Below are 24912 nucleotides of genomic sequence, written 5' to 3'. Positions count from 1 at the left end.
AAATCCGATGCAAGCAGTGAAAATAGCTGGAAAACTTAAGAAAGATGGGTTATAATATTAACAATATAGGTTATAAAAAATACAACAGGAGAAGGCAGAATTATCATGGAAGAAAATTATATTGAATGGCTGGTAAAACGGAAAGATCCCGTATATGCCTGGCCGGTAAAGATCCTGATGATCGTTGTGTGCGCGTTATCAGTACTGGCAGCACTGCAGATGTTATTGGGAATTCTGATCTTGGCGGCAGCAGCAGCGGCTACGTATTTTGTTTTTCTGAATTTGAGTGTAGAATATGAATACCTGTTTGCAGATGGCGGTTTCAGTGTAGACAGTATTCTTGGAAAAGCAAGAAGAAAGAAAACGTTTGACTGCGATAAAGAAGATGTACAGGTGATCGCACCGGCAAATTCCTATGTTTTAAAGGATTATGAAAAGCAGGGAATGAAAGTGATCGACTGTACCAGTCATAACGCCGGAGCAGATGTCTATGCCCTGATCAGCCAGAAAGGGGCCCAGACCACCAAGGTATTATTTGAACCGGGTGATAAGATGAAGGCAGCGATGCGCAGGGTATTTCCAAGAAAATTTATCTAGTGATAAGTTTACCTCATAAAAAATCATAAGGAATTTCAATGAATATTTTCCGTTAAATGGGTTTGACAATCCATATAAAATTTGCTAGTATTATTTACTAATAAGAAGGCCAAAACGCCAGTGTCTGATAAAACCGATGTTTTTTTAGCGCTGGCGTTATATTGAACCTTCATACAAAAATTTTACAGAGAAAGAGAGGAAAAATGAATGGGTACAATTATCGGTGAAGGCATTACCTTTGATGATGTGCTTCTGGTTCCATCCTATTCAGAAGTGATCCCAAACCAGGTTGATTTAAGCACAAACCTGACCAAGAAGATCCGTCTGAACATTCCGTTAATGAGTGCAGGTATGGATACCGTTACAGAGCATCGTATGGCAATCGCCATGGCTCGTCAGGGAGGAATTGGCATTATTCATAAGAATATGTCTATTGAGGCACAGGCTGAGGAGGTAGATCGTGTAAAACGTTCTGAGAACGGTGTTATCACCGATCCATTCTATCTTTCCCCAGAGCATACATTAAAGGACGCCAATGATCTGATGGCAAAATTCCGTATTTCCGGTGTGCCGATCACAGAAGGCAAGAAGTTAGTTGGTATCATTACCAACCGTGACTTAAAGTTTGAGGAAGATTTCAGCCGTCCGATCAGAGAGTGCATGACTTCCAAGAACCTGGTTACAGCAAAAGAAGGCGTTACCTTAAAGGAAGCAAAAGCGATCCTTGCAAAGGCAAGAGTAGAGAAGCTGCCTATCGTTGATGATGATTTCAACCTGAAGGGCCTGATCACCATCAAAGATATTGAAAAGCAGATCAAATATCCTCTGTCTGCAAAAGATGCCCAGGGACGTCTGTTATGTGGTGCTGCTATCGGTATCACAGCTAACGTTCTGGAGCGTGTAGAAGCACTGGTTAAGGCAAAAGTAGACGTAGTTGTTTTAGACTCTGCTCATGGTCATTCCGCAAACGTTATCCGCTGCGTAAAGATGATCAAGGAAGCATATCCGGATGTTCAGGTCATTGCAGGAAACGTAGCAACCGGTGATGCAACCAGAGCCTTGATCGAAGCTGGCGCTGACTGCGTTAAGGTTGGTATCGGACCTGGTTCTATCTGTACTACCCGTGTAGTTGCAGGTATCGGTGTTCCTCAGATCACCGCTGTTATGGACTGCTACGCAGTTGCAAAAGAGTACGGTATCCCGATCATCGCAGATGGCGGTATCAAGTATTCCGGTGATATTACAAAGGCCATCGCAGCAGGCGGCAGCGTTTGTATGATGGGAAGCATGCTTGCAGGATGCGACGAGAGCCCGGGTGCTTTCGAACTGTATCAGGGACGTAAGTATAAAGTATACCGTGGCATGGGCTCTATTGCAGCAATGGAAAACGGAAGCAAGGACCGTTACTTCCAGACTGACGCAAAGAAGCTGGTTCCAGAAGGTGTAGAAGGCCGTGTAGCTTATAAGGGTATGGTAGAAGATACTGTATTCCAGCTGTTAGGCGGTTTACGTTCCGGTATGGGTTACTGTGGAGCAAAGGATATCCCAACTCTTCAGGAGACAGGAAGATTTGTTAAGATCTCCGCAGCATCCTTAAAAGAGAGTCATCCACATGATATCCATATCACAAAAGAAGCTCCAAACTATTCCATTGAGGAATAGATATGAGTGCAGAAAAAAACAAGCGGCTGCGTTAGCAGACATTTGTTTTTTTCAAGCCATTCACGAAGATTCAGCCTGCGTGAGCAGGCAGTGGAACGCGTCAGCGCGGGAATCTGAGTGTTAGACGAAATTCATGGGTCGCCGCGTTTGCGGCGGCTCTTTTTGGGTTATGGGCCAAAAGCCGCAGACCGGGCTTTGGCTCATTGTAATGTATTTGAAAAAGAAAGCAGGAACATAAATTGGGAGAACGCTCCAAACTTACAACATTATGTTATATAGAAAAAGATGACAGTTATCTCATGCTTCACAGAGTCAGCAAGAAAAATGATGAAAACAAGGACAAATGGATTGGGATCGGCGGCCATTTTGAAGAAGGGGAAAGCCCGGAGGACTGTCTTTTAAGAGAAGCAAAAGAAGAAACCGGTCTTACACTGACTTCCTGGAAATTCCGGGGGATCGTAACCTTTGTTTCCGATGTGTGGGGAACAGAATACATGTGCCTGTATACAGCAGACGGATATACAGGGGAGATGATCTCCTGCAACGAAGGCGTTCTGGAATGGATCAAAAAAGAAGATCTGTTAAAACTGAATCTGTGGGAGGGCGATAAGATATTTTTAAAACTTTTACAGGAAAATGCACCGTTTTTCTCCTTAAAACTGGTGTATAAAGGGGATGAACTGACAGAAGCTGTGTTAAACGGGGAAAACTTAAAGAAATCGTAACAAAATGGCTTGTTTTTTTGTAACTGCGTGTGTGCTATAATGTAATGAGCGCAGGGAAAAACAAGCGGCTGCGCAGCAGACATTTGTTTTTCACAAGCCATTAACGAACGAACCGCCTGCGTTAGCAGGCAGTGGAGCGCGTATGCGCGGGGGTCGTGAGTTTAAGATGTAATGAGCGCAGGGAAAAACAAGCGGCTGCGCAGCAGACATTTGTTGCCAAGCATGTCGAGGAGGCGCCAGTGACGCGTCCGCTGACTTTTCACAAGCCATTAACGAAGGTCCCGCCTAAGTTTCTTTCAAACACCACAGAGAGGACATATCCCAATGAAAAAACATAGATCATCCCAGTTTCTTGCCATCTGTACAGCGGCTGTTCTTGCGCTGTCTGTACCAGCATGGGCAAGTCAGGTTTCCATTACTCCTTTAGATACAGGAAATACAACTTCTTCCCAAAGTCAGTCCGGGGCTTCAGAACCTTCCACAGCGCAGAATACTTCCGGGCAGACAGTGGACATTTCTTCTATTACAAAGCCGACCGTTGCATCCCAGGGCGCAGTTTTATTAAACGCAGCAGATGGAAGTGTGCTTTTTTCCAAGAATGGGGATACAACCTATTACCCTGCCAGCATTACCAAGCTGATGACCGCTCTTTTAGTAGCAGAAAACTGTAATCTGGACGATACAGTTACCTTTTCTGCAACAGCTACTACAAACCTGGAGTCAGGAGCTGTTTCCATTGGCATGGCAGAAGGGGATACGATGACGGTACGTCAGTGCCTGTATGCACTGCTGTTAAAATCTGCCAATGAAGTGGGAAATGCCCTGGCGGAACATGTGGCTGGCAGTAATGCAGCATTTGCGGAGAAAATGAATGCAAAAGCAGCCTCTTTAGGCTGTACCAATACCCATTTTGCAAATCCACATGGTTTAAATGATCCCAACCATTACACCACACCTCACGATATGGCTCTGATCGCCAGAGCTGCTTTTGCAAATGATATTGTAAAAACAGTGGCATCTACCAGAACCTATACACTTCCGGCTACAAAAAACAATCCTTCCGGTCTTACCGTGACTATGGGACACAAAATGTTAAATCCAAATGATGCCCGTTATTATCAGGGAATTATTGGTGGAAAGACAGGATATACGTCCAAGGCAGGAAATACCCTGGTGACTGTTGCAGAGCGCAACGGGGTAAGGCTGGTCGCAGTGGTGATGAAGAGCCAGTCTACCCATTATACGGATACCAAGGCATTGTTAGATTATGGATTTAAGCTGGCAGAGGCAGGTGCTCTTACAGGACAGAGTACCAGTCAGAACAATACGCAGGTTTCCGGCCCGGCTTCTGGAAAGAATGCGTCTGATAATTCCAGCAGTTCTTCTAACCAGGCACAGGAAACACAGGGAACGACAGTTACTCCTGCAGGTCAGGAAACAGCAGCCAGCACACCGGTGCATGCTGTATCTTCAGGAAATAATACCGGAGGTCCGGGCGTTACCAAAGAACGTGGATGGGTGAAAGATGATACCGGCTGGTACTATGTGAAGAACAATGGAGTAAAAGCTTCTAATGAATGGATCACAGATAATGGAGAAGAATACTGGATCCAGGCAGATCACTACATGGCAAAAGGCTGGAAAGAAATCGATGGTAACTGGTATTATCTGTGTTCTACAGGAAGTATGGCAAAGAATGTATGGAAGACAGGGGCAGAAGGTAACTGGTATTACCTGGGTCCGGACGGAGTCATGCTTACAAATACCATGACTCCGGATGGTTACAGAGTAGGTGCAGACGGTGTATGGATCCAATAATGTTTGTACCGGTGTTATTGTCAGGCAACCTGTTTATGTAGTTTGTCATTTATAATAATGTTCTACGAATTTTAAAAACTGCTTTACATAGGGTTTTAATATCCTGTTTTTGCTGTATACGATGTAAAAAGTACGGACCTGCGCAGCACTCTCCAATGGAAAGGTGAGAAGCTGGTGGGTCCTTTCCATATCTTTTACACTGCGGGCAGAGAGAATGGAAACTCCAAGGCCGGATACAATAGATTTTTTAATAGACTCCAGGTCATTCATCCGGGCTACGATGTTAAGATCGGAAAGATTGATCTGGTGCCGTTCTAAAAACAGATCGATCTCCTTGCGGGTGCCGGAACCATTGGCGCGAAGGATAAAAGGATGGGATAAAAAGTGTTTTAAAGCCACAGGTTCCTCTTTTTTTAATGTATCAGCCAGTTCCAGGTATTCCGGTGTTACCGGGGCTGCCATGACTAAAGAGTCGGTACAGAAGGGAATAAAACAGCAGTCCTCTGCATCTGTTTTAGAACCTGTAAGACCAAAATCCACAGCGCCCTGGATCACTTTTTCAATGGCGTCAGCGCTGTCAGACTGCCAGATATGAAAATGGATATCCGGCTGTATTTTGGAAAACTCTGACAAAAGCTCCGGAAGAAGGTAGGAAGAGGGGATCGTGGATGCACTGACATCGATCAGTTTCCATTTATTCCCAACAAACTCATCCGTGATCTGATCCCGCATATTTAACATATGGACTGCACATTCATAGAGCTGCATTCCACGGTCTGTAACTTTCATCTGTTTGGTGGTACGGATGAGCAGACGGGAATTCAGTTCTTTTTCTAATGCCTGGATATGGGAACTGATCGTTGGCTGGGTCAGGTAGAGGTGTTTGGCTGCCTCGGAAAAGCTTTTATAATCTACAACGGCCACGAAGGCCTCTAATTGTTTGAATTCCATGGGTGTGACTCCTTTTTTCTTCACTCATTACATTATAGCATAATTTATAGATAAAACCTATAAATACCCACAAAATCATCCAATATCTGATTAGATATTGAGAAAAATTAATGTTAAAATGAAAACAAAGAGATTTAAGGGGTGAAGTGACATGTATCAGGTGGGGATCGATATAGGTTCCAGTGCGGCAAAAACCGTGGTGCTGCGGGATGGAGAAATATGGAAGACCATGGAGATGGCAACAGGATTTTCCAGCAGGAAAACTGCAGATGAGATCTATGAGTGGCTGGAAAAAGAACAGGTAGCAGGGGAAGGCACCCGGTACGGAGCCACCGGTTATGGACGAGTATCTGTGCCTTATGCAGATAAAGTGATAACAGAGATCACCTGCCACGGAAAAGGCGCCTGGAAGCTGTTTGGTAAGGACGGAGTCGTTATTGATATCGGTGGTCAGGATACAAAAGGGATCGTATTAAAAAGCGGCCGTGTGATGAAATTTGTTATGAATGATAAATGTTCTGCAGGAACCGGGAAATTCCTGGAAGTCATGACCAACCGGCTGGGACTGACGCAGAAGGAACTGTCAGAATTGGCTTCACAGGGCAAAGATGTAACTATCAGCTCTATGTGTACGGTGTTTGCGGAGTCCGAGGTGATCAGCCTTATTGGAAAGGGAACTTCCAGGGAAGATATTGCCTATGGTGTGGTGGAGTCAGTAGCTGTAAAAGTGGCACAGCTTATCTCGCAGTTAGGAGGAAATCACTATTTTCTTACTGGTGGACTTTGTGAAGATGAATATGTGATCAGCCGTTTAAGCCATGCGTTAAATGCACCTGTGGAAAGTATGCCTTTAGCAAGATATGCAGGAGCAATCGGGGCGGCGTTGTTGTCAGGGGAATAAAAAAATCTTTTCAGAGGATCAATCACAGAGAGATTTTGAGAGAACATCATAAATATCAGGAGCAATTATAATATGGATCTGCCAAAGACATTTGATGAGTTTGTAGACGCAAGAAAACAGGGATTTATAAGAGCCAAAGAATTTAAAGACAATGGGGGAAAACTGGCTGGCTGCCTTTGTTCCTATACACCACAGGAACTGTTAGATGCAGCAGGTGTTGCAACGGTAGGACTTTGCGGAACCAGCAGTGAGACCATACCGGATGCGGAAAAAGTCCTTCCAAAGAATTTATGTCCGCTGATCAAGAGTACCTATGGTTTTGCATATTCTGAAAAATGTCCTTATACCTATTTTTCGGATATTATCATCGGAGAGACAACCTGTGATGGTAAAAAGAAGATGTACGAGCTGTTAAATGAGATCAAAGAAACGTATGTACTTCATCTTCCACAGAGCCAGGAGCGTCCTTATGCGAAAGATATCTGGTATGAAGAAGTAAAACTGTTAAAAGAGAAACTGGAAGAGAAATTTAACTGTACCATTACAGAAGAAGGTCTGCGAAAAGCAGCCCATGTGCGCAACGAACTGCGAAAAGCACAGTTAGATATGTATCATCTGCAGAAACTGGTACCGCCAGCCATGAAGGGAACGGAAATGATGATCGCCCTTCAGCAGGGAACCTTTACTTTTGATGTTTATCAGCAGATCGATAATATCCGTAAACGGGTAACAGAGGCGAAAAAGGCTTACGAAGAAGGAAAACGCCCGGTACCAGCTTCTGCAAAAAGGATACTGCTTACCGGATGTCCGACCGGTGGCGTGATCCAGAAGGTGGGAAGTGTGATCGAAAATAATGGTGGCGTGATCGTCAGTCTGGATGATTGTTCCGGTGAACGTACCAACCGTCTGCTGGTAGATGAAAACGCGCCGGATATTCTCAGAGCGATTTCAGACCGCTATCTGTCCATCAACTGTTCTGTTATGACTTCTAACAACGGACGTTTGGAAAATACTGCCCAGATGATCAGGGATTATCAGGTAGACGGAGTAGTGGAGATCGTTCTTCAGGCCTGCCATACCTTTAATGTGGAGGCATTTAAAATGGGCCGTATGGCTGAAGAAATGGGTATTCCTTACATGAAACTGGAAACTGACTATTCTACAGCAGACAGCGGACAGATCGAAACACGTATTGCAGCATTTATAGAGATGTTATAGACCGGATCGTAGATCACTGGAAAAGGCTGCTTTGCTAAGATGGACACAAAAAAGACTCCTTGTACATATTCTATAGTAACAAAAGAAAATAAAGCGTCTGTTTTTACAGAGACGGAAGATGGATGAAAATGGAATTGGAAAGGAGCCTGAATATGTGTTTTGATGATCTTGACGGAAGGAATGAATTTGGAAGACGTCCCGGCTGTTGTGGACCGGATGGGGGCAGAGGCGGAAACTGTGGACCGTGCAGCGGAATCCCCGGAAATGGCGGTCCGGATGGTTGTGGGCCAGGCGGATGGAGACCGGATCCATGGAGACCAGGCTGTGGTTGCACAGGCAGACCTGGTCCAATGGGACCTCCAGGACCACGGGGACCACAGGGATTTCCCGGATACCCGGGGCCCCAGGGTGAGACAGGAGCCACCGGGGAGACCGGTCCCCAAGGGCCGGCAGGAGAGACAGGAGCTACAGGACCGCAGGGGCCACAGGGTCCGATAGGTGAAACGGGAGCAACTGGGCCTCAGGGACCACAGGGTGAGATGGGAGCAACAGGTCCACAGGGAGCAACCGGCCCACAAGGCCCCCAGGGCCCAGAAGGTCCAAGGGGCGAGACCGGTCCTCAGGGCCCGGCTGGTCCGGCGGGAACCGTCACACCGGCAGCAGCTGTTGACGATGCCACCAGCACAGAAGACATTGTAACCCAGTTCAATCTCCTTCTTAACAGCCTGCGGGAAGCAGGACTGCTTGAAACCGAATAAACGTAATTTCAAAGACCGCCGGCCATTTGTGGTACGGCGGCCTTTGCTTACCCTGCAGCTCACAAACAGAAGCCACCCGTCTTTTTATATAAAAATGTAACACACTTGAAGCAAAAGAAATTTCGTGTTATATTTACTTCCAGTACAAAAGCAGGCCATGTAACAGCCTGTGTGACCATTTCAAAAGCAGAAAGGTGTTATATAAACATGGAAATAAACGTAGGAAAACTGAATGAACTTCCGGAGGGAAGTTATCAGTTGATCGATATGAGAAGTGACCGGGATTTTGAGTACGGAACCATTCCGGGAGCCATCCACATTTCACAGGAAGATCTGCAGGGTAATCCACAGATCATAAAATCAAAAAAAGTGATCCTGTTCTGTGCCCATGGAACCAACAGCATAGAAGCAGCAGAGGAACTGGAAGCAGAAGGCTACCGTGCCTACAGCCTGGAAGGCGGCTATATTGCATGGTTGCGGGAAGAGATGCGCAGACAGGAAGCCGAAGATATTAAAAATCAGGTAGAGCAGAGCATCCGCAAAAAATTTCGCAAAACCATCTGGTCCCCGTTTACCAAAGCAGTAAAACAGTATGAACTGGTAAAAGAAGGAGATAAAGTAGCTGTCTGTATTTCCGGCGGAAAAGACTCTATGCTTATGGCAAAGCTGTTCCAGGAATTAAAGCTTCACAACAAGTTCCCGTTTGAAGTGGAATTTCTGGTCATGGACCCGGGATACAGTCCGGACAACCGCCATGTGATCGAAGAAAATGCCAGAAAATTAGGTATTCCGGTCCATATTTTTGAGTCTGACATCTTTGATGCAGTCTACACCATAGAAAAATCCCCTTGTTACCTTTGCGCCAGAATGCGCCGGGGTTACCTTTACAGTTATGCAAAGGAATTAGGATGCAACAAGATCGCTTTAGGACATCATTATGATGATGTTATCGAAACCATCCTCATGGGCATGCTCTACGGAGCCCAGGTCCAGACCATGATGCCAAAGCTTCACAGCACCAACTTTGAAAGCATGGAACTGATCCGTCCTCTGTATCTGGTAAGGGAAGATGATATCAAGGCATGGAGAGATTACAATCATCTTCATTTCATTCAGTGTGCCTGCAAGTTTACCGACACCTGCACCACCTGCAACAACGAAGAAAACCGTTCCAAGCGCGTGGAGATCAAGGAACTGATCCGCGAAATGAAGAAAAAGAACCCATTCGTAGAAGGAAATATTTTCAAGAGTGTTGAAAATGTAAATCTGGATACTGTGGTCTGCTACAAGAAAGATGGAGAACGCCACTGGTTCTTAGATGATTATGATGAGAAATAAATTAAAATACTAAGTTAGTAAAGAGAGGCTCTGTTCCAAAAGGATAGAGTCTTTTTTTATGTACTAGGAAATTCCGTTGGAACTCCCTAGTACACAAAAAGGCACGACCTGCCAACGATGCGCACTCGCGCGATGAGGAAGTTTGTCGCAAGCGACCGCGCTCGGCGCGAGAATGTGCCAAGGCACATTCTTATTTATTTTATTCACTATTTTCTCCTTTTCCGTATATCATATAGTGTTCGATGTATTTTCGGAAGCAGGAGGATATTTATGAAAAAAAGATATAAAGCGCTTTTAGCAGCCCTGTTAACAGGAGCACTTGCGGCAGGCTGTCTTGCAGGATGTGGGAAAATGGATGGTACTGCAGGCGGAAAAATGAAAAAAGTGACCCTTAACGAAGTTGCACATTCCATTTTTTATGCCCCCCAATACGCTGCCATTGAACTTGGCTATTTTGAGGAAGAGGGGATCGATCTGACTCTGGTAAATGGAGCTGGCGCAGATAAGGTAATGACAGCCCTTATTTCCGGTGATGCCCAGATCGGGTTTATGGGATCGGAAGCAAGTATTTATGTAAGTCAGGAAGGGGCGGACGATCCGGCAGTGAACTTTGCACAGCTGACCCAGCGGGCAGGTAATTTCCTGGTGGGAAGAACGGCCCAGCCGGATTTTAAATGGGAAGATCTGAAGGGAAAGAAAGTTTTGGGCGGAAGAGCAGGCGGTATGCCCCAGATGGTATTTGAATATATCTTAAAGAAGCATGGCATTGACCCTAAAACAGACCTTACCATTGACCAGAGCATCAGTTTCGGATTGACTGCTGCGGCATTTACTTCCGGGGATGCAGATTATACGGTAGAATTTGAACCTTTTGCAACTACACTGGAAATGGAAAACTGTGGCACAGTGGTAGCATCTTTAGGCCGCGACTCCGGCTATGTGCCTTATACCGCTTACTGTGCGAAGAAAAGCTATATGGAAAAAAATCCACAGCTGATCCAGAAGTTCACCAATGCCATCCAGAAAGGGCTTGATTATGTAAATTCCCATTCTGCATGGGAGATTGCAAAGACCATCCAGCCTCAATTTAAAGATACACCGGTGGAAAAAATTGCTGCTATTATAGACCGCTACAAATCACAGGATACCTGGAAAGAGGATACAATTTTTGAAAAAGACAGCTTTGAACTTTTAGAAAATATTTTAGAGGAGTCCGGAGAACTGAAAAAACGGGTGCCATATGAAGATCTGGTGCGTACTGATTTTTCAATCAATGCAGCAAAAAAGTAAGCAAACAGAATGCTTTGCAATTATTTGCAACAAATGTTGAAATCGATTGCAAAAATCTCTTGACAAAACCCTATAAGAAGGCGTATGATGAAGTCATCAGAGAAACAGGAGAGGGAATATGACGATATACGACATTGCAAAGCAGGCAGGTGTGTCTGCAAGTACCGTTTCCAGGGTCATTAACAACAAGCCTGGGATCAATGCCCAGACGCGCAAAAGGGTACAGAAATTATTAAATGAAAATCATTATACTCCCAATGAAGCAGCCAGAGGCCTGGTGATGCAGTCTTCCAAGATCATCGGTATCCTGATCGAGGATCTGCGGATCGAGCATCATACAGAGTCTGCTTATGTGATCGAGCAGGAGATGACTGCCTTAGGTTATACCTGTATTACTCTGAGTACCGGACGAAGGGATGAGAAAAAAGCGGATTACATCCGTATCCTGGAGCAGAGACGGGTAGACGGTGCTATTCTTATGGGTTCCATGTTTGAGACGGAAGCTGTGAAGAAGAGCATTAAAGAGCACCTTCCGGATGTTCCGGTAGCCATTGTGAACGGTTATCTGGATCTGCCAAATGTTTACGGCATCCTCATTGACGAGGAGCGGGGCGTGAAAGACTGTGCGGAACTGATGTTTAAGAAAGGAAAGAAACATCTGGTAATGGCAGTTGACTCCGATACACCATCTAACCGGAACAAGCAAAAAGGCTACCTGAGAGCTATGTTAGAACAGGGGATCGCCAAAGAAGATATCCCGTTCTATACAGCGGTAAATAAAGAATTTACCAATCCCCGTGATGTGAGGGCGGCAGGTGCAAAACTTACAGAACAGATTCTTACAGAAAGACCTGAAACAGACGGTATTATCTATACCACAGACCTGTTGGCAGTAGGTGGCCTGGAAGCAGCAAAGAAAATGGGAAAGCGTATTCCGCAGGATCTTGCGATCATGGGAATAGACAACACCATGTATGGCGAGATCGTTACACCAAAGCTTAGCAGTCTGGACAACAAACTGGTAGAAGTCAGCCAGAATGCTTCAAGGGCGATCTTAGATGCTCTTGATAAAAAAGAAGTATCCCATAAAGTGATGCTGCTGACGGATATTAAAGAGAGAGAAACCACATAGCATTTGCAAAAAGCAAAAGTCATTGACAGCTTTTTACAGATGCCTGGTATAAAAAAGAAAAGGTTCTTCCAAAAAGAACCATTTTCTTTTAACAACACTGAAATCGATTGCGAAAAAAAGCAATTCAAAGAAAGTATAAAAGATAAAGGAGAAAGAGATCATGAAGAGAGTTCCTTATGAGGTAATGGTAAACGAATTTGAGAGAGTATTAACAAAGTATGGTTTTGAGCCAAAGGATGCAAAGGCTTCCGCAGAGCTGTTTGCACAGAACTCCATGGCTGGTGTATATTCTCACGGATTAAACCGTTTCCCAAGAGTGGTTGAGTACTTAAAGAAGGGCGAGATCGATCCAAAGGTAAAAGCTGAGAAGATCATGGGATTTGGAGCTTTTGAGCGTTGGGACGGACATCGTGGTTTCGGACCTTTAAATGCAAAACTGGCTATGGACCGTGCAGTAGAGCTGGCAAAGGAATTTGGCATGGGTATTGTTGCACTGGGAAATAACAACCACTGGATGCGCGGCGGCAGCTACGGCTGGCAGGCAGCAGACCAGGGCTGCATCGGTATCTGCTGGTCCAACACCTGCCCGAATATGCCTGCATGGGGCGGTATGGACCGTAAGATCGGTAACAACCCACTGATCTTTGCAGTACCAAGAAGCAACGGCGAGCATGTAGTGATCGACTGTGCTGTATCTCAGTTCTCCTATGGAAAACTGGAAGACTGCCGCTTAAAGGGACAGCAGCTGCCAGTACCAGGCGGTTACGATACCAACGGCAACCTGACCACTGATCCAGGCGAGATCGAGAAGACCTGGCGTGTACTTCCAATGGGCTACTGGAAAGGAAGCGGTATCTCAATCGCTCTTGACCTGATCGCAACTGTACTTTCCAACGGAAACTCCGTACAGAAGATCGGTACCTTCGGCGATGAAGTAGGTCTGACCCAGATCATGATCGCTATCGACCCAACCAAGGGCAACAGCGTAGAACTGACCGATGAGATCGTAAACAACATCGTAGCAGATGTAAAGAGTTCCATCCCTGTAAAAGAAGGCGGAGAAGTTTACTACCCAGGCGAACTGGAACTGTTAAACATCAAGCAGAACAAAGAAGAAGGCATCCCGGTAATCGAAGAGAAGTGGGAAGAAGTATTAAATATGTAATGGTCCCAGAAGAAAAACAAGCGACACCGCAGGTGGCATTTGTTTTTCTTGGACCATTAACGAACGAATTGTCTGCGTAAGCAGACGGTAGAGCGCGTCAGCGCGGGAAACCTGAGTCTAAGAAATCCCCCTAAAAGAGTTGACGCAGCTCTCATTTCAGCGTATGATGGAAAGTGACTGACACAAAGACTGTGCAGAGCACTTTCTGAGTGAAAGACGCTGAAAATAAAATGACAGAAGACAAGGAGTTTTCCGCCTGTTTTGCAACCCAGAACAGCTGGTCATTTCCTGGCAGCGGCCTAAAACGGGGTCTGCTTTTCCTGTCATATAAAAGAATACACAAATACCCTCTTTGGGCTTTTGTGTCTGTATTTCGCGCCTTTTAACGTGTCATACAGTCGCAAAAAGCAGAAAGGGGGTATTTTTTTGCATAAGATCCGGAATAAGGGCACTGGAAAGTTAAAGAATTTTATAAAAGCCTGTGTTCCGGCACTGATCCTTCTGATCCTCTGGCAGCTGGCCTTTTTGTCAGGAAAATGGAGTGCTTATGTGCTTCCGGGACCGGAAAAAGTGTGGAAGTCCTTTGTTACAATGACGGGAAACGGGACATTGCTTAAGCATGTTCTGGTAAGTTTTAAGAGGGTCCTGACAGGTTTTTCCATTTCTTTTGTCTGTGCGTTCTGCCTGGGAATGATCGCTGCTTTAAAGAAAGATCTGGAAGTATACTATGGCCCTTATGTGGAATTTATGCGCAATGTGCCGCCCATCAGTTTGATCGCTCTTTTGATCCTGTGGTTTGGGATTGGAGAGACATCCAAGATCATCATTATTGTACTGGCGTCTTTTTTTCCCATGTTTATGAACATCCGAAAAGGCCTTCTTTCCTGTGATAAGAAGCTTTTGGAAGTGGGAAAGACCTGTGGTTTGTCAAAAACTGCCTGTTTCTTTAAGATCCGTCTTCCCTGGGCATTTCCTGATATTTTAGTGGGAATGCGCATCGGTCTTGGATACAGCTGGCGGGCTATTATCGGTGCGGAGATGATCGCTGCGGGAAAAGGCCTTGGATATCTGATCCTGGATGCCCAGCAGATGTCCCGCTCCGACAAGGTGATCGTAGGGATTTTTGTGATCGGCCTGGTAGGTCTGCTTTGCGATAAGGCATTTTTGTGGATCATCAGAAAATGGGTCCGGGGAGGTGTGGAAAATAGCTGAGATCAGATTAAAACAGCTGGAAAAAAGCTTTGAAGTATCAAAAAACAGTCATCCGGTGTTAAGACGGTTTTCCACAGATCTGGATACAGAAAAGATCACGGTGATATTAGGGCGCAGTGGCTGCGGAAAAACCACGCTTCTGCGGATCCTGGCAGGTCTTGAAACATTAGATGGCGGTCAGATCCTTTTTGAACAGCCTGAAAAACTGGGAGTGGTTTTTCAGGAACCCCGCCTGATGCCATGGCTTACTTTAGAACAAAATATTTTATTTGGGGCAGACAAAAAGAAACATTCAAAATCAAAGTTAAAAGAAAAGGCAGAAACTCTTTTAAGACTTACAGGACTGGAAAAATTTGGAAAAGCTTATCCGGACCAGTTATCAGGAGGAATGATGCAGCGGGCAGCTCTGGCAAGGGCATTAGCCTGTGATGCCTCGTATCTGCTGATGGATGAACCTTTTGCAGCTCTGGATCATTTTACCAGGCAGACCATGCAAAAGGAGTTTTTAAGGATCTGCGCAGAAGAGAAAATGGGGGCGTTGTTTGTCACCCACAGCGTAGATGAGGCCCTGCTTTTAGGGGATGAGATCCTTATTATGGAAAATGGGAAGGTAGGAAGCTGGTTTACGATTGGAGAAAATCTGGCATATCCCAGAGACCTGTTGTCAGAAGAAATGATCGGCATTAAACGAAAGATCATTAAAACACTGGAAAACAGGTCACAAACGCAAAAAAACTTTTAAAACCTAACATAAAAAACGGGAGGAAATGAAATATGAAAAAATGGAATGTTTATGCAGCAGCAGTGCTGGCAGCAGTGGGAATTTTAGGAGGATGCGGTGCTAAAAATGCAGAAAGCCAGGCACCGGCAGAAACGCAGGCTGCAGAGCAGAGCGCACAGGAAAGCAGCGTGGAAGAAAGCAGGGAGACCAGTGCAGAGGAGTCAAAAACAGAGACAGAGAAAAATGGAACCCTGTCTGTTACCTATGTAAAGTCTCCATTAAATGTTCCCAGTATCGTAGAGCAGGATCAGGAGATCTTTGCCAGTGTATTTGGTCCGATGGGTTATGACGTGCAGTATTCAGATCTGACAACAGGACCGGAGCAGACACAGGCCTTAGCTTCCGGAGATATCCAGTTTTTAAATGCGGTAGGCGCTACTTCTGTAATTTTATCTGCTTCCAATGACGCAGACATTAAGATCATGAGCATTTACAGCCGTTCCCCAAAGGCATTTAAGCTGTTTGCAAAGGATGACAGCATTAAGACAGCAGAAGATTTAAAGGGAAAGAAAGTAGCAGGTCCAAAGGGAACCATTTTACATGAACTGTTAGTATCTTACTTAAATAATGCAGGTATGACTGAGGACGATATTGAATTTATGGCAATGGGGATCCCGGATGCCCAGGCAGCTTTGGCAGGTGGAAGTGTAGACGCGGCTCTTCTTGCAGGTCCGACTGCCTACAATATGGAAAAAGACGGATTTTATATAGTGACAGACGGAGAAGGTCTTACAGAGGCAACCATCGTTACTGCAACCAGTGAAAAATTCTACGAAGAACATCCGGAACTGGTAAAAGCATTTCTTACTGCACAGAAACAGGTGTTAGATGAAATGGACGCAGATCATGCAGCAGCAGTTTCCGCCACTGCAAAGGCAACCGGTTTAGAGGAAGCAGCAGTAGAAGAAATGTACGGACTTTATGATTTTGATATGGAGATCAAAGACAGTGATATTGAAGCCATGGAAAAAACAGAGAAGTTCATGGAAGATACAGGCATGATCGAAAATCCGGTCGATGTGGCATCTCTGATCTTAGATGTAGAGTAAATGATTGTGGTATAGAGTCTGTATGTGATATAATGGGTTCAAAAGAAAAACAAGGGACACCGAAGGTGGCATTTGTTTTTCCTGGCCCATTAACGAAGGTCCCGCCTGCGTCAGCAGGCAGTAGAGTGCATGAGCGCGGGGGGACGTGAGTGAAGGGGCTGTTATAAAGTGGTAGTACCATTTTATGACAGCCTTTTTGCTGCATTTAATTTAATTAAAAATGAAAAACCGATAAAGTGAGGATAAATATGGATTATAAGATCATCGTCCTGGATCTGGACGGAACATTGACAAATAGAGACAAGGTTATTACACCAAGGACCAAAGAAGCCCTGATGAAGGCACAGGAAGCAGGAAAGATCGTGGTGCTGGCATCCGGCCGCCCGACAGCAGGCGTGGAACCACTGGCAAAGGAACTGGATCTGGCACGTTTTGGAAGCTATATTTTATCCTACAACGGCGGCATGATCACCAACTGTAAAACAGGAGAAGTGATCTTTTCATCCCTGCTTCCGGTGGAGTCAAACAAGAAGATCATGGATCTGGCAAAGGAATACGGGGTGGATTTTCTGACTTATGAGGGCGAGGAGATCATTACCAATAATGACCAGTGCGTTTACGCCCACAAAGAGTCAAAGATCAACCATCTTCCTCTGCGTCAGGTAGACAACATGGAAGAGCATGTAAATTTCCCGGTAGCAAAATTTCTTCTCTTAGATGACGGGGATTACCTGGCAACCGTAGAGCCAAAGGTAAAGGCTGCCATGGGAAAGAATTTTGCAGTATACCGTTCAGAACCTTATTTCCTGGAGGTACTTCCGAAAGGAATTGACAAAGCCCAGTCTTTAGAGCGCCTGCTGCAGCATCTGGGAATGACAAAAGAAGAGATGATCGCCTGTGGGGATGGTTATAATGATCTGACCATGATCCAGTATGCAGGTCTTGGAGTTGCCATGGAAAATGCCGTCCTTCCGGTAAGAAAGGCAGCAGACTATATTACAGCTTCTAATAATGACGATGGTGTGGGACTGGTAGTAGAGAAATTTATGCTGGCTTAAGATCGTTTTTGCAGGAACTCTGCAATCATACAGGAGATGAAAACGCATATGAGAGAACTTCTGGAACAATTTTTCAGGCATTATCTGAGAGAGCGGAATTTAGAGGATACCCTGGCTCTTCTTACGGACCAGGTGATAAGCCTTGGGACCGGAGAACAGGAAGTGGCAAGAAATAAAGAGGAACTGCGTGCTTTAATGGAATGTGAATTTAAAGAAATGCCCCAGCCTCTTGACTATGAACTGTTTAACTATACTGAAAACCCTCTGGGAGAGTATGGATGGAGTATTTTCACCAATGTTCTGGCAAAGATTGACTCAGAAGGTGTAACAATGGAAATGCTGACCCGTCTTACCTGTATCTGTGTGAAAGAGGATGGAAAATGGAAGATCGCCTCTTTACATATGTCTACCCCAACTGTAGAGCAGGAACATCAGGAATTTTTCCCTCTCCGTTATGGCAGGAATAACAGTGTCCGGAAGCTTTCTTCTGAAACCGGCGAAAAGCTGATGGAACTGGTGTCAGAAGCCCTTCCCGGCGGTATTATGGGCAGTTATCTGGAAGAAGGATATCCTCTTTATACCATTAATGATACCATGTTAAATATATTAGGATATGCCTATGAAGAACTGGTGGATGCCACAAATGAAAAGATGATGAATATCATTTATCCACCGGATCAGAAATGGGTGGAAGAGAGCATCGAGAAGCAGTTTCATGAGAAAAATGAATATAAGGTGGAATACCGTATAGTCGGGAAAGGCGGCCGTATCATCTGGGTCAGTGATATTGGAAAGAAGATAAAGTCAGAAGACGGAAGAGATGCCATGATCAGTATTATGACCGATGTCTCTGACCGTATTGAGCGGGAGAACCAGCTGATCAAAGAAGCACAGTTAGATCCTCTTACAGGACTTTATAACCGGAAAAGGGCCATCAGCTTAATAGAGGCAGACTTTTTAAAGGAAAAAAGCGGGACTCTTTATATCTGTGACGTAGATAATTTTAAGAGCATGAATGACACAAAAGGCCACCTGGCAGGTGACAGGGCTTTGATCCATCTGGCAAAGCTGATCCGGCATTATGCAGATGAGAACTGTGTAACAGCACGACTGGGCGGTGATGAGTTTATGCTATATTTTACGGAAGATGCAGAGAAAAAAGGCGCTGATGTTATTGGAAAGATACAAAAAGAGTTTGCCATTGCCATGAAAACGTCCAATCCGGATCTGGATATTACCATCAGTGCAGGCGGAGCCTTAAGAAACGCAGGGGAAGATTTTAAAGATTTATATAAAAAAGCAGACACTGCCCTTTATCTGGCAAAGAAGGAAAAAGGGCAGCTGAAAATTTATAAGGAGCAGTAGCAGCCTGCTTTTAGGATCAGTTCATAAAGTGGATCTGTTCTGTGGTAACAGGTGTAAAACGGGCCAGTTCCTGTCCGTTCAGGTCGGTCTTATGCATGTCTACAGCGCTGATCTGGTGGTTATCATAGGTGGTATAATAATAAATTCCCTTTGTTGCATTGCAGCAGGAGGTATAAAGAGTGATCTCATATTTTCCCTCAGCTACTTCGCAGCAGCCTCTCTGCTGGTCCACAGAGCCTAAAATATGGAAAAACTGGCTGACACTGGAAAGCTCATCCCCATTGCACCGGGAATTCATTTTTACATAAGAAGCCCGGACAAAACGGGAGGAAGAGGACAGATCTCCGGGAAGTCCTAAAGCGCCCATTCCACGGCTGTAGGTATTTAAAGGCAGATCCTTTGAAAATGTATTTACGGGCTGTCTGGGTGATAAGTGCATATAGTTATTTAACTGGAACATCTGTTGCGGAAAAGGAGGATTGTTGGTCAGGACACCTGCTGGGTTGTCATAGATCATCAGTCCTTCTTTTACTGCTTCTACGGTAATAGAGCCGGTCTCATCGGCAATGAGCCAGTGGAGACTTCCTACCGGAAGCTGCGGGCTGAACGGTGTGTCTACCAGGTCCATGTTTTTTAAAGCTTCTTTTGCCTCTTTTAAAGAAGCACAGGTACCCAGGATAAAGGGGATCAGTTCAAACTGGGTAATCTGTTTTTTGTCAGAGTCTGGGTTCACAGGCTTATATGTTGCATTTCCAACAAAATTTAAGCCTGCGATGCCAAGACCTTTTTCGTTGATGGCATCATAATAAAGAGGATAGTTTCCTGCAACATGGGCCATGCCAATGATAGCATAGTGGTTTTCCAGCTTTCCGCCATGACGCAAAGTAAAGGAGTAATTTCGGGGAGTGACTGTGATCTCATCCCCATAAGAAAATTCATAATCCAGGGTCCGTCCCATGTAAAAATCGTTGGTTTTGTAAGTTGCGGCTGTACACATGTAAGTTGTCCTTTCTGTTGTGTTGTTTTCGGATCATCGTCCGGTGCCATATCCGCCAACGGCGGATACGGGGAATAAAACAGTGCATTTGCCCGTCACAGGCGGGAAAGATTGTAGTTATATATAGCAAAAGGCTGCAGCAGAATTTGAAATTATTCTGCCACAGCCTTTATTAAATATGTACCGGACCAGCCCATGGCTGAACTGTAACGTTTATTATACTCTTGCGATACCCTCTTCAATAGCAGTATCAGCAACTGCCTTTGCAACTACATCAGCAACCTTCTTGTTTAATGGGGAAGCAATGATGTTTTCCGGAGTCAGTTCCTCATCCGGGATCATGCTGGCAATTGCGTAGGAAGCTCTCTGCTTCATTAATTCAGTGATTTCTTTTGCACGAACAGAAAGAGCGCCCTTGAATACACCTGGGAATACCAGGACGTTGTTGATCTGGTTCGGGAAGTCGGAACGACCGGTACCTACAACAGCAGCGCCGCCAGCTAATGCTTCATCTGGCATGATCTCAGGAGTCGGGTTTGCCATGGCAAATACGATACCGTTGTTCATGGTAGAAACCATTTCTTTTGTAACCAGGTTTGGACGGGATACACCGATAAATGCGTCAGCACCCTTTAAAGCATCAGCCAGCTTGCCGTGCTCATGATTTAAGTTGCTGATGTGGGAGATCTCTTCCTGGCCTGGATTTAAGCCTTCGTCGCCCTCGCAGATGATACCGTTGATATCACACATGATCACATTGCCAAAGCCCATGTTGATCAGGTGTTTGCCGATTGCGATACCAGCAGCTCCAGCACCGTTGATGACGATCTTTAATTTGCCCATTTCTTTCTTTGTTACTTTTACTGCGTTTAATAATGCAGCAGCAACTACGATAGCAGTTCCGTGCTGGTCATCATGGAATACCGGAATGTCGCACATTTCTTTTAAGCGGCGCTCGATCTCAAAGCATCTTGGAGCTGCAATATCCTCTAAGTTAATACCGCCAAAGCTCTTGGAGATCAGATAAATGGTCTGAACGATGGTATCGGTGTCTTTGGAGTCGATGCACAGTGGGAATGCGTCTACGTCAGCAAATTCTTTAAACAGGGCGCATTTTCCTTCCATAACCGGCATACCGGCAGCAGGACCAATATCTCCAAGACCTAAAACTGCAGTTCCGTCTGTGATAACAGCTACCAGGTTGGAACGGCGGGTCAGCTTAAAGGACTGCTCATAATCCTTTGCGATCACGCGGCATGGCTCTGCAACGCCTGGTGTATAAGCAAGGGAAAGATCCTCTCTGGTCTCGATCTTTTTACGGGAAATTACCTCGATCTTTCCGTGAAGGTCATAGTGCATCTGAAGGGAAGCCTGATTGATATCCATAGTGTGTTGTCTCCTTATGATAATTATTTATACTCATACGCCCAACAGGTGGGCGTATATTAACAATAGTTATAAACTGCAAAGCATCGCTTATACCATCTGCTCCGGATGGAAGATCTCATCAAATTTCTCAGCGGTCAAAAATCCCAGCTCTACGCAGGCTTCTTTCAGGGAGATGTTCTCCTTATAAGCCTTCTTTGCTGTTTTCGCTGCATTTTCATATCCGATATATGGATTTAAGCAGGTAACAAGCATCAGGGAGCGGTGGAGGTTTTCATCCATCTTCTCACGGTTGGCATGGATGCCGCTGACACAGCGGTCATTGAAGGAATTTAATGAGTCAGTAAGCAGACGTACAGACTGCAGGAAATTGTAAATGCATACCGGCATGAACACATTTAACTCAAAATTACCCTGGGAAGCTGCCATACCTACAGCGGTGTCATTGGCAATGATCTGGACGGCTACCATGGTAACAGACTCACACTGAGTTGGATTTACTTTTCCGGGCATAATAGAACTGCCAGGTTCATTTTCAGGGATGAAGATTTCTCCAAGGCCACAACGTGGACCGCTGGAAAGCCAGCGGATGTCATTAGCCATCTTCATCATATCGGCAGCCAATCCCTTTAAGGCGCCGTGAGCGAAGACCAGTTCATCCTTGCTGGTAAGAGAGTGGAATTTGTTAGGTGCTGTAACAAAGTCTTTGCCGGTCAGTTCAGCAACTGCCTTTGCAACCTCTGTATCAAAGCCCTTAGGAGCATTTAAACCGGTACCTACAGCAGTGCCGCCAAGTGCCAGTTCGTGAAGTCCTTTTAAACTTAAAGTAAGCATTGCCTTGGATTTGATGAGCATTTCTCTCCAGCCGCTGATCTCCTGGGAGAAGGAGATCGGAGTAGCATCCTGCAGATGGGTACGTCCTGTTTTTACAATGCCTTCATTTTCAGCCATCAGTCTTGTAAAAGTATCGGTTAAACGGTCAATCGCCGGGAACAGCTTGTCCTCGATCTCCATAACGGCTGCAATGTGCATGGCAGTCGGGAAAGTATCGTTGGAACTCTGGGACATGTTGGAATGGTCATTTGGGTGAAGGAGTTTTTCACCTGCAATGGCATTTCCACGTCCTGCAATGACTTCGTTTACATTCATATTGGACTGGGTGCCGCTTCCTGTCTGCCATACAGCCAGTGGAAAGTTGTCATCCAGCTTACCTGCCAGTATTTCATCGCAGGCCTGTGAAATAAGAGCAAGGCGCTTATCATCCAGTTTTCCAAGGCGGTTATTTGCAATAGCTGCTGCCTTTTTTAAAATGGCAAAAGCACGGATTACTTCCATGGGGATCTTTTCGGTTCCAATAGGGAAGTTCTGGAAACTTCTCTGGGTCTGGGCCCCCCAGTAACGGTCAGCCGGAACCTGTACTTCGCCCATAGAGTCATGTTCAATACGGTATTCCATGAATAATCTTATCCTGCCACTCAAAATGTGTGTAAATATACGCACATCGAGATAATATAGGTTCTCACGAACTCTACTTACTGCTTCATCGTGTATGCTTTTGATTGACCGAAATCATATCTACTTGCAGGTTCTTGTACACTCCACAGTCGTTAATTCCCGAATAAGCCTTCGGTACGTACTTACGTTTGCGTTTGACTATGCAACTTCGTAAGTTATAGCATCTCTCAAATTAAGTGCAGCATTAAAGTCCCTGTCTTCAACATAACCGCATTCGCATCTGTAAATTCTATCCGAAAGTTTTAAATCTCTCTTGATGCGACCACAGCGGTGACACATTTTTGAAGATGGATACCATCTGGCTACTACTCTTAACTTAATACCGTTTTCATTACATTTAGATGGAAGTTTAGCTCTAAACTCATAAAACTTCTGTGATGCAACGGATTTTGAAAGATATCGGTTCTTCATCATTCCTTTTACATTTAAGTCCTCAATCGTTATATAAGATGGTTTGGTTTTTACTATCTCAGCGATTGTCTTGTTAATGTAATCTGTACGGACATTATCTATCTTATGATGAAGTTTTTGTACCTTGAGCTTTTGTTTCTGTATATTTGCTCTTTGAGTGACTTCTCCTTTCTTTAAGTTTTCATACTTTCGAGAGAGACGCCTTTGTTCTCGAATAAGTTGCTTTTCAAGTTTCTTTAATCTTGCAGATTTGTTAATGTTCTTATACGTTTTACCATTGGAAACAATAGCGAAATCCTTTAAACCAAGGTCAATACCAATTCCCTCGTTAGAGTTATTAGCAATCTGGGCATCAGGAATTTCCACAAGAACGGAAACATAAAATTTGTCAGCTTTGATTGAAACTGAACCACTTTTGATTATATATCCATCTTTGGTTGTTGGAATGTATCCTTTTTCTTTGATACGTACCCAACTTAAAGTTGGAATGTTGATACGATGCCTTTCGCAAAAACAGTCCTTTGGATTATTCTTAACGAAGTACATCTTCACATCAGATTTACCTTTCTTTTTGTAATTAGGGAAAGCACTCTGATGTTTGAAAAATCTTGTAAAAGCAGTACACCCGCATTCGATTGAATGCTTTACAGATTTTGAACTTACTTCCTTAACCCAAGAATATTCTGGATGGTTTGGAAGATACTCGTTGTTAAGCCAGACACTAAACGATTTACCACTCATAAACTTTTTGCCATTATCATAAAGTTCTTTATTATGAGTAAGATAGAAGTTATAGATGTACCTACAAGTTCCTATCGTCTTGCGTATCTTGATTTTCTGCTCTTCTGTTGGATTTATTTCCGTCTTGAAGCTCTTTAGCAATTTCCTCATCCCTTGCTATTTGTTTTTTATATTTACGAAGTCCATATAACCTACAAGAGAATACACGGAGTATTGAAACAATATCCTGCACGAGTTCTTCTTGAGGCGATAGTTCTTCATTGTTTACTACCACTATGGTTGTATTGAACTTCATACAGAATTTTTCAAACCAGTCATAGCCAAATCGGATAAATCTATCCTTATGAGTTATGATAATGGTTTTGATTTTCTGTTCCATTACTTCATCTAATAATTCGTTCCATTTCTTGCGATTGTAATTAAGACCGCTCCCATAATCTTCAATGCATTGGTCTACGATAATACCTTTAGCATTACAAAACTGTCGTAGAAATGTGACTTGGTTTTGTAAATCATTTTTTTGATTTCTTGTAGAGACTCTGGCATAAATGACAACTTGACGCGTATCATCTTCTGTATTTATGCCTTTGAATTGAAGATATTGGCCGTAAGTGTAATAACGCCTATCAGTTGGAGTACGATTTGCTTTTAGAGTTCCTTCTCTATCCCAACGCTGTAACGTTTTGACAGAAACACCTAGCAATTCAGCAAAATCTTTTGGCTTGTAATTTGTGATATTTGATGTATTCATAGTATACCTCTATGAGTATATTTAAACACATATTATCACATTTGACAACTTATTCAGTTACTTAAAGTTTTCTCCTTACAGTTTGAGTGTG

At 44.4% G+C, this 24912-nt stretch carries 21 protein-coding genes and 1 pseudogene; 16 read left to right on the top strand and 6 right to left on the bottom strand.

Going from position 1 to position 24912, the window contains the following annotated elements; translation table 11 throughout:
* Positions 1 to 105: 105 nt before the first annotated feature.
* The 4 genes from DW251_RS00230 (at position 106) to DW251_RS00215 (ending at position 4802) form a co-directional block, all read left to right on the top strand.
* Positions 106 to 597 (top strand): DUF6106 family protein, encoded by a 492-nt coding sequence (locus DW251_RS00230; RefSeq protein WP_243034825.1) that lies wholly within the window; start codon positions 106 to 108, stop codon positions 595 to 597.
* Between the two features lie 207 nt (positions 598 to 804).
* Positions 805 to 2259, top strand: a complete 1455-nt coding sequence (gene guaB, locus DW251_RS00225; RefSeq protein ID WP_021869732.1) for an IMP dehydrogenase — start codon at positions 805 to 807, stop codon at positions 2257 to 2259.
* Positions 2260 to 2498: 239 nt separating this feature from the next.
* Positions 2499 to 2984 (top strand): 8-oxo-dGTP diphosphatase, encoded by a 486-nt coding sequence (locus DW251_RS00220; RefSeq protein ID WP_021869731.1) that lies wholly within the window; start codon positions 2499 to 2501, stop codon positions 2982 to 2984.
* Between the two features lie 324 nt (positions 2985 to 3308).
* On the top strand, positions 3309 to 4802 hold the full coding sequence (locus DW251_RS00215; RefSeq protein ID WP_118299885.1) for a serine hydrolase: 1494 nt from the start codon (positions 3309 to 3311) through the stop codon (positions 4800 to 4802).
* Between the two features lie 45 nt (positions 4803 to 4847).
* Here DW251_RS00215 and DW251_RS00210 read toward each other — a convergent pair whose 3' ends face one another.
* A complete protein-coding gene (locus DW251_RS00210) occupies positions 4848 to 5753 on the bottom strand; it encodes a selenium metabolism-associated LysR family transcriptional regulator (protein ID WP_021870206.1) in 906 nt (301 codons plus the stop codon).
* A 151-nt stretch (positions 5754 to 5904) separates the two neighbouring features.
* On the opposite strand from DW251_RS00210, the gene DW251_RS00205 reads away from it, so the two are divergent.
* The 12 genes and pseudogenes from DW251_RS00205 (at position 5905) to DW251_RS00150 (ending at position 19020) form a co-directional block, all read left to right on the top strand.
* Positions 5905 to 6654 (top strand): acyl-CoA dehydratase activase, encoded by a 750-nt coding sequence (locus DW251_RS00205; protein WP_021870207.1) that lies wholly within the window; start codon positions 5905 to 5907, stop codon positions 6652 to 6654.
* A 72-nt stretch (positions 6655 to 6726) separates the two neighbouring features.
* Entirely contained in the window at positions 6727 to 7872 is a 1146-nt protein-coding gene (locus DW251_RS00200) for a double-cubane-cluster-containing anaerobic reductase (protein WP_118299884.1), read from the top strand.
* 257 nt (positions 7873 to 8129) lie between these two features.
* A pseudogene (locus DW251_RS18535) lies at positions 8130 to 8516 on the top strand (collagen-like protein); the annotation flags it as partial.
* 321 nt (positions 8517 to 8837) lie between these two features.
* Positions 8838 to 9968 (top strand): ATP-binding protein, encoded by a 1131-nt coding sequence (locus DW251_RS00190; protein ID WP_118300144.1) that lies wholly within the window; start codon positions 8838 to 8840, stop codon positions 9966 to 9968.
* Between the two features lie 270 nt (positions 9969 to 10238).
* Positions 10239 to 11258, top strand: coding sequence for an ABC transporter substrate-binding protein (locus DW251_RS00185; RefSeq protein WP_118299883.1), 1020 nt, complete (start codon positions 10239 to 10241; stop codon positions 11256 to 11258).
* Positions 11259 to 11376: 118 nt separating this feature from the next.
* On the top strand, positions 11377 to 12390 hold the full coding sequence (locus DW251_RS00180) for a LacI family DNA-binding transcriptional regulator (protein WP_118299882.1): 1014 nt from the start codon (positions 11377 to 11379) through the stop codon (positions 12388 to 12390).
* Between the two features lie 160 nt (positions 12391 to 12550).
* The gene (yiaK, locus tag DW251_RS00175; protein WP_021870213.1) at positions 12551 to 13555 is read left to right on the top strand and encodes a 3-dehydro-L-gulonate 2-dehydrogenase; all 1005 of its coding nucleotides are present in this window, start codon (positions 12551 to 12553) and stop codon (positions 13553 to 13555) included.
* A gap of 426 nt (positions 13556 to 13981) precedes the next feature.
* Positions 13982 to 14767, top strand: a complete 786-nt coding sequence (locus DW251_RS00170; protein ID WP_347474596.1) for an ABC transporter permease — start codon at positions 13982 to 13984, stop codon at positions 14765 to 14767.
* Entirely contained in the window at positions 14751 to 15509 is a 759-nt protein-coding gene (locus DW251_RS00165) for an ABC transporter ATP-binding protein (protein ID WP_243034824.1), read from the top strand. Before DW251_RS00170 ends, DW251_RS00165 begins: the two co-directional genes overlap by 17 nt.
* A gap of 32 nt (positions 15510 to 15541) precedes the next feature.
* Complete coding sequence (locus DW251_RS00160; RefSeq protein ID WP_118299881.1) at positions 15542 to 16597, top strand: NrtA/SsuA/CpmA family ABC transporter substrate-binding protein; 1056 nt, start codon at positions 15542 to 15544, stop codon at positions 16595 to 16597.
* Positions 16598 to 16845: 248 nt separating this feature from the next.
* Positions 16846 to 17655 (top strand): Cof-type HAD-IIB family hydrolase, encoded by an 810-nt coding sequence (locus tag DW251_RS00155; protein WP_021870217.1) that lies wholly within the window; start codon positions 16846 to 16848, stop codon positions 17653 to 17655.
* 48 nt (positions 17656 to 17703) lie between these two features.
* Positions 17704 to 19020 carry a diguanylate cyclase gene (locus DW251_RS00150; RefSeq protein WP_182433549.1) on the top strand — a complete coding sequence of 439 codons (1317 nt, stop codon included), beginning with the start codon at positions 17704 to 17706 and terminating at the stop codon, positions 19018 to 19020.
* Between the two features lie 16 nt (positions 19021 to 19036).
* Here DW251_RS00150 and bsh read toward each other — a convergent pair whose 3' ends face one another.
* From bsh to DW251_RS00125, 5 genes are all read right to left on the bottom strand, one after another.
* Positions 19037 to 20017, bottom strand: coding sequence for a choloylglycine hydrolase (gene bsh, locus DW251_RS00145; RefSeq protein ID WP_118299879.1), 981 nt, complete (start codon positions 20015 to 20017; stop codon positions 19037 to 19039).
* A gap of 216 nt (positions 20018 to 20233) precedes the next feature.
* The gene (locus DW251_RS00140; RefSeq protein ID WP_021870220.1) at positions 20234 to 21403 is read right to left on the bottom strand and encodes an NADP-dependent malic enzyme; all 1170 of its coding nucleotides are present in this window, start codon (positions 21401 to 21403) and stop codon (positions 20234 to 20236) included.
* 90 nt (positions 21404 to 21493) lie between these two features.
* On the bottom strand, positions 21494 to 22858 hold the full coding sequence (fumC, locus tag DW251_RS00135; protein ID WP_118299878.1) for a class II fumarate hydratase: 1365 nt from the start codon (positions 22856 to 22858) through the stop codon (positions 21494 to 21496).
* A gap of 198 nt (positions 22859 to 23056) precedes the next feature.
* Positions 23057 to 24211, bottom strand: coding sequence for a transposase (locus DW251_RS00130; RefSeq protein ID WP_347474595.1), 1155 nt, complete (start codon positions 24209 to 24211; stop codon positions 23057 to 23059).
* Positions 24132 to 24806, bottom strand: coding sequence for an IS607 family transposase (locus DW251_RS00125; RefSeq protein WP_182433560.1), 675 nt, complete (start codon positions 24804 to 24806; stop codon positions 24132 to 24134). The genes DW251_RS00130 and DW251_RS00125 overlap by 80 nt, the downstream gene beginning before the upstream one ends.
* Between the last annotated feature and the right edge of the window lie 106 nt (positions 24807 to 24912).

Origin of the sequence: Clostridium sp. AM22-11AC (assembly GCF_003473545.1) — a bacterium.
GTDB lineage: Bacteria > Bacillota > Clostridia > Lachnospirales > Lachnospiraceae > Enterocloster.
This window is presented reverse-complemented; position numbering and strand designations above follow the sequence as displayed.

Excerpts from the sequence above, each read along its gene's own strand:
- DW251_RS00155 (WP_021870217.1), top strand. The coding sequence starts at position 16,846 with ATGGATTATAAGATCATCGTCCTGGATCTGGACGGAACATTGACAAAT.
- yiaK (WP_021870213.1), top strand. The coding sequence starts at position 12,551 with ATGAAGAGAGTTCCTTATGAGGTAATGGTAAACGAATTTGAGAGAGTA.
- DW251_RS00215 (WP_118299885.1), top strand. The coding sequence starts at position 3,309 with ATGAAAAAACATAGATCATCCCAGTTTCTTGCCATCTGTACAGCGGCT.
- DW251_RS00140 (WP_021870220.1), bottom strand. The coding sequence starts at position 21,403 with ATGGATATCAATCAGGCTTCCCTTCAGATGCACTATGACCTTCACGGA.
- DW251_RS00205 (WP_021870207.1), top strand. The coding sequence starts at position 5,905 with ATGTATCAGGTGGGGATCGATATAGGTTCCAGTGCGGCAAAAACCGTG.
- DW251_RS00230 (WP_243034825.1), top strand. The coding sequence starts at position 106 with ATGGAAGAAAATTATATTGAATGGCTGGTAAAACGGAAAGATCCCGTA.
- bsh (WP_118299879.1), bottom strand. The coding sequence starts at position 20,017 with ATGTGTACAGCCGCAACTTACAAAACCAACGATTTTTACATGGGACGG.
- DW251_RS00160 (WP_118299881.1), top strand. The coding sequence starts at position 15,542 with ATGAAAAAATGGAATGTTTATGCAGCAGCAGTGCTGGCAGCAGTGGGA.
- DW251_RS00150 (WP_182433549.1), top strand. The coding sequence starts at position 17,704 with ATGAGAGAACTTCTGGAACAATTTTTCAGGCATTATCTGAGAGAGCGG.
- DW251_RS00190 (WP_118300144.1), top strand. The coding sequence starts at position 8,838 with ATGGAAATAAACGTAGGAAAACTGAATGAACTTCCGGAGGGAAGTTAT.
- guaB (WP_021869732.1), top strand. The coding sequence starts at position 805 with ATGGGTACAATTATCGGTGAAGGCATTACCTTTGATGATGTGCTTCTG.
- DW251_RS00185 (WP_118299883.1), top strand. The coding sequence starts at position 10,239 with ATGAAAAAAAGATATAAAGCGCTTTTAGCAGCCCTGTTAACAGGAGCA.
- DW251_RS00200 (WP_118299884.1), top strand. The coding sequence starts at position 6,727 with ATGGATCTGCCAAAGACATTTGATGAGTTTGTAGACGCAAGAAAACAG.
- DW251_RS00180 (WP_118299882.1), top strand. The coding sequence starts at position 11,377 with ATGACGATATACGACATTGCAAAGCAGGCAGGTGTGTCTGCAAGTACC.
- fumC (WP_118299878.1), bottom strand. The coding sequence starts at position 22,858 with ATGGAATACCGTATTGAACATGACTCTATGGGCGAAGTACAGGTTCCG.
- DW251_RS00210 (WP_021870206.1), bottom strand. The coding sequence starts at position 5,753 with ATGGAATTCAAACAATTAGAGGCCTTCGTGGCCGTTGTAGATTATAAA.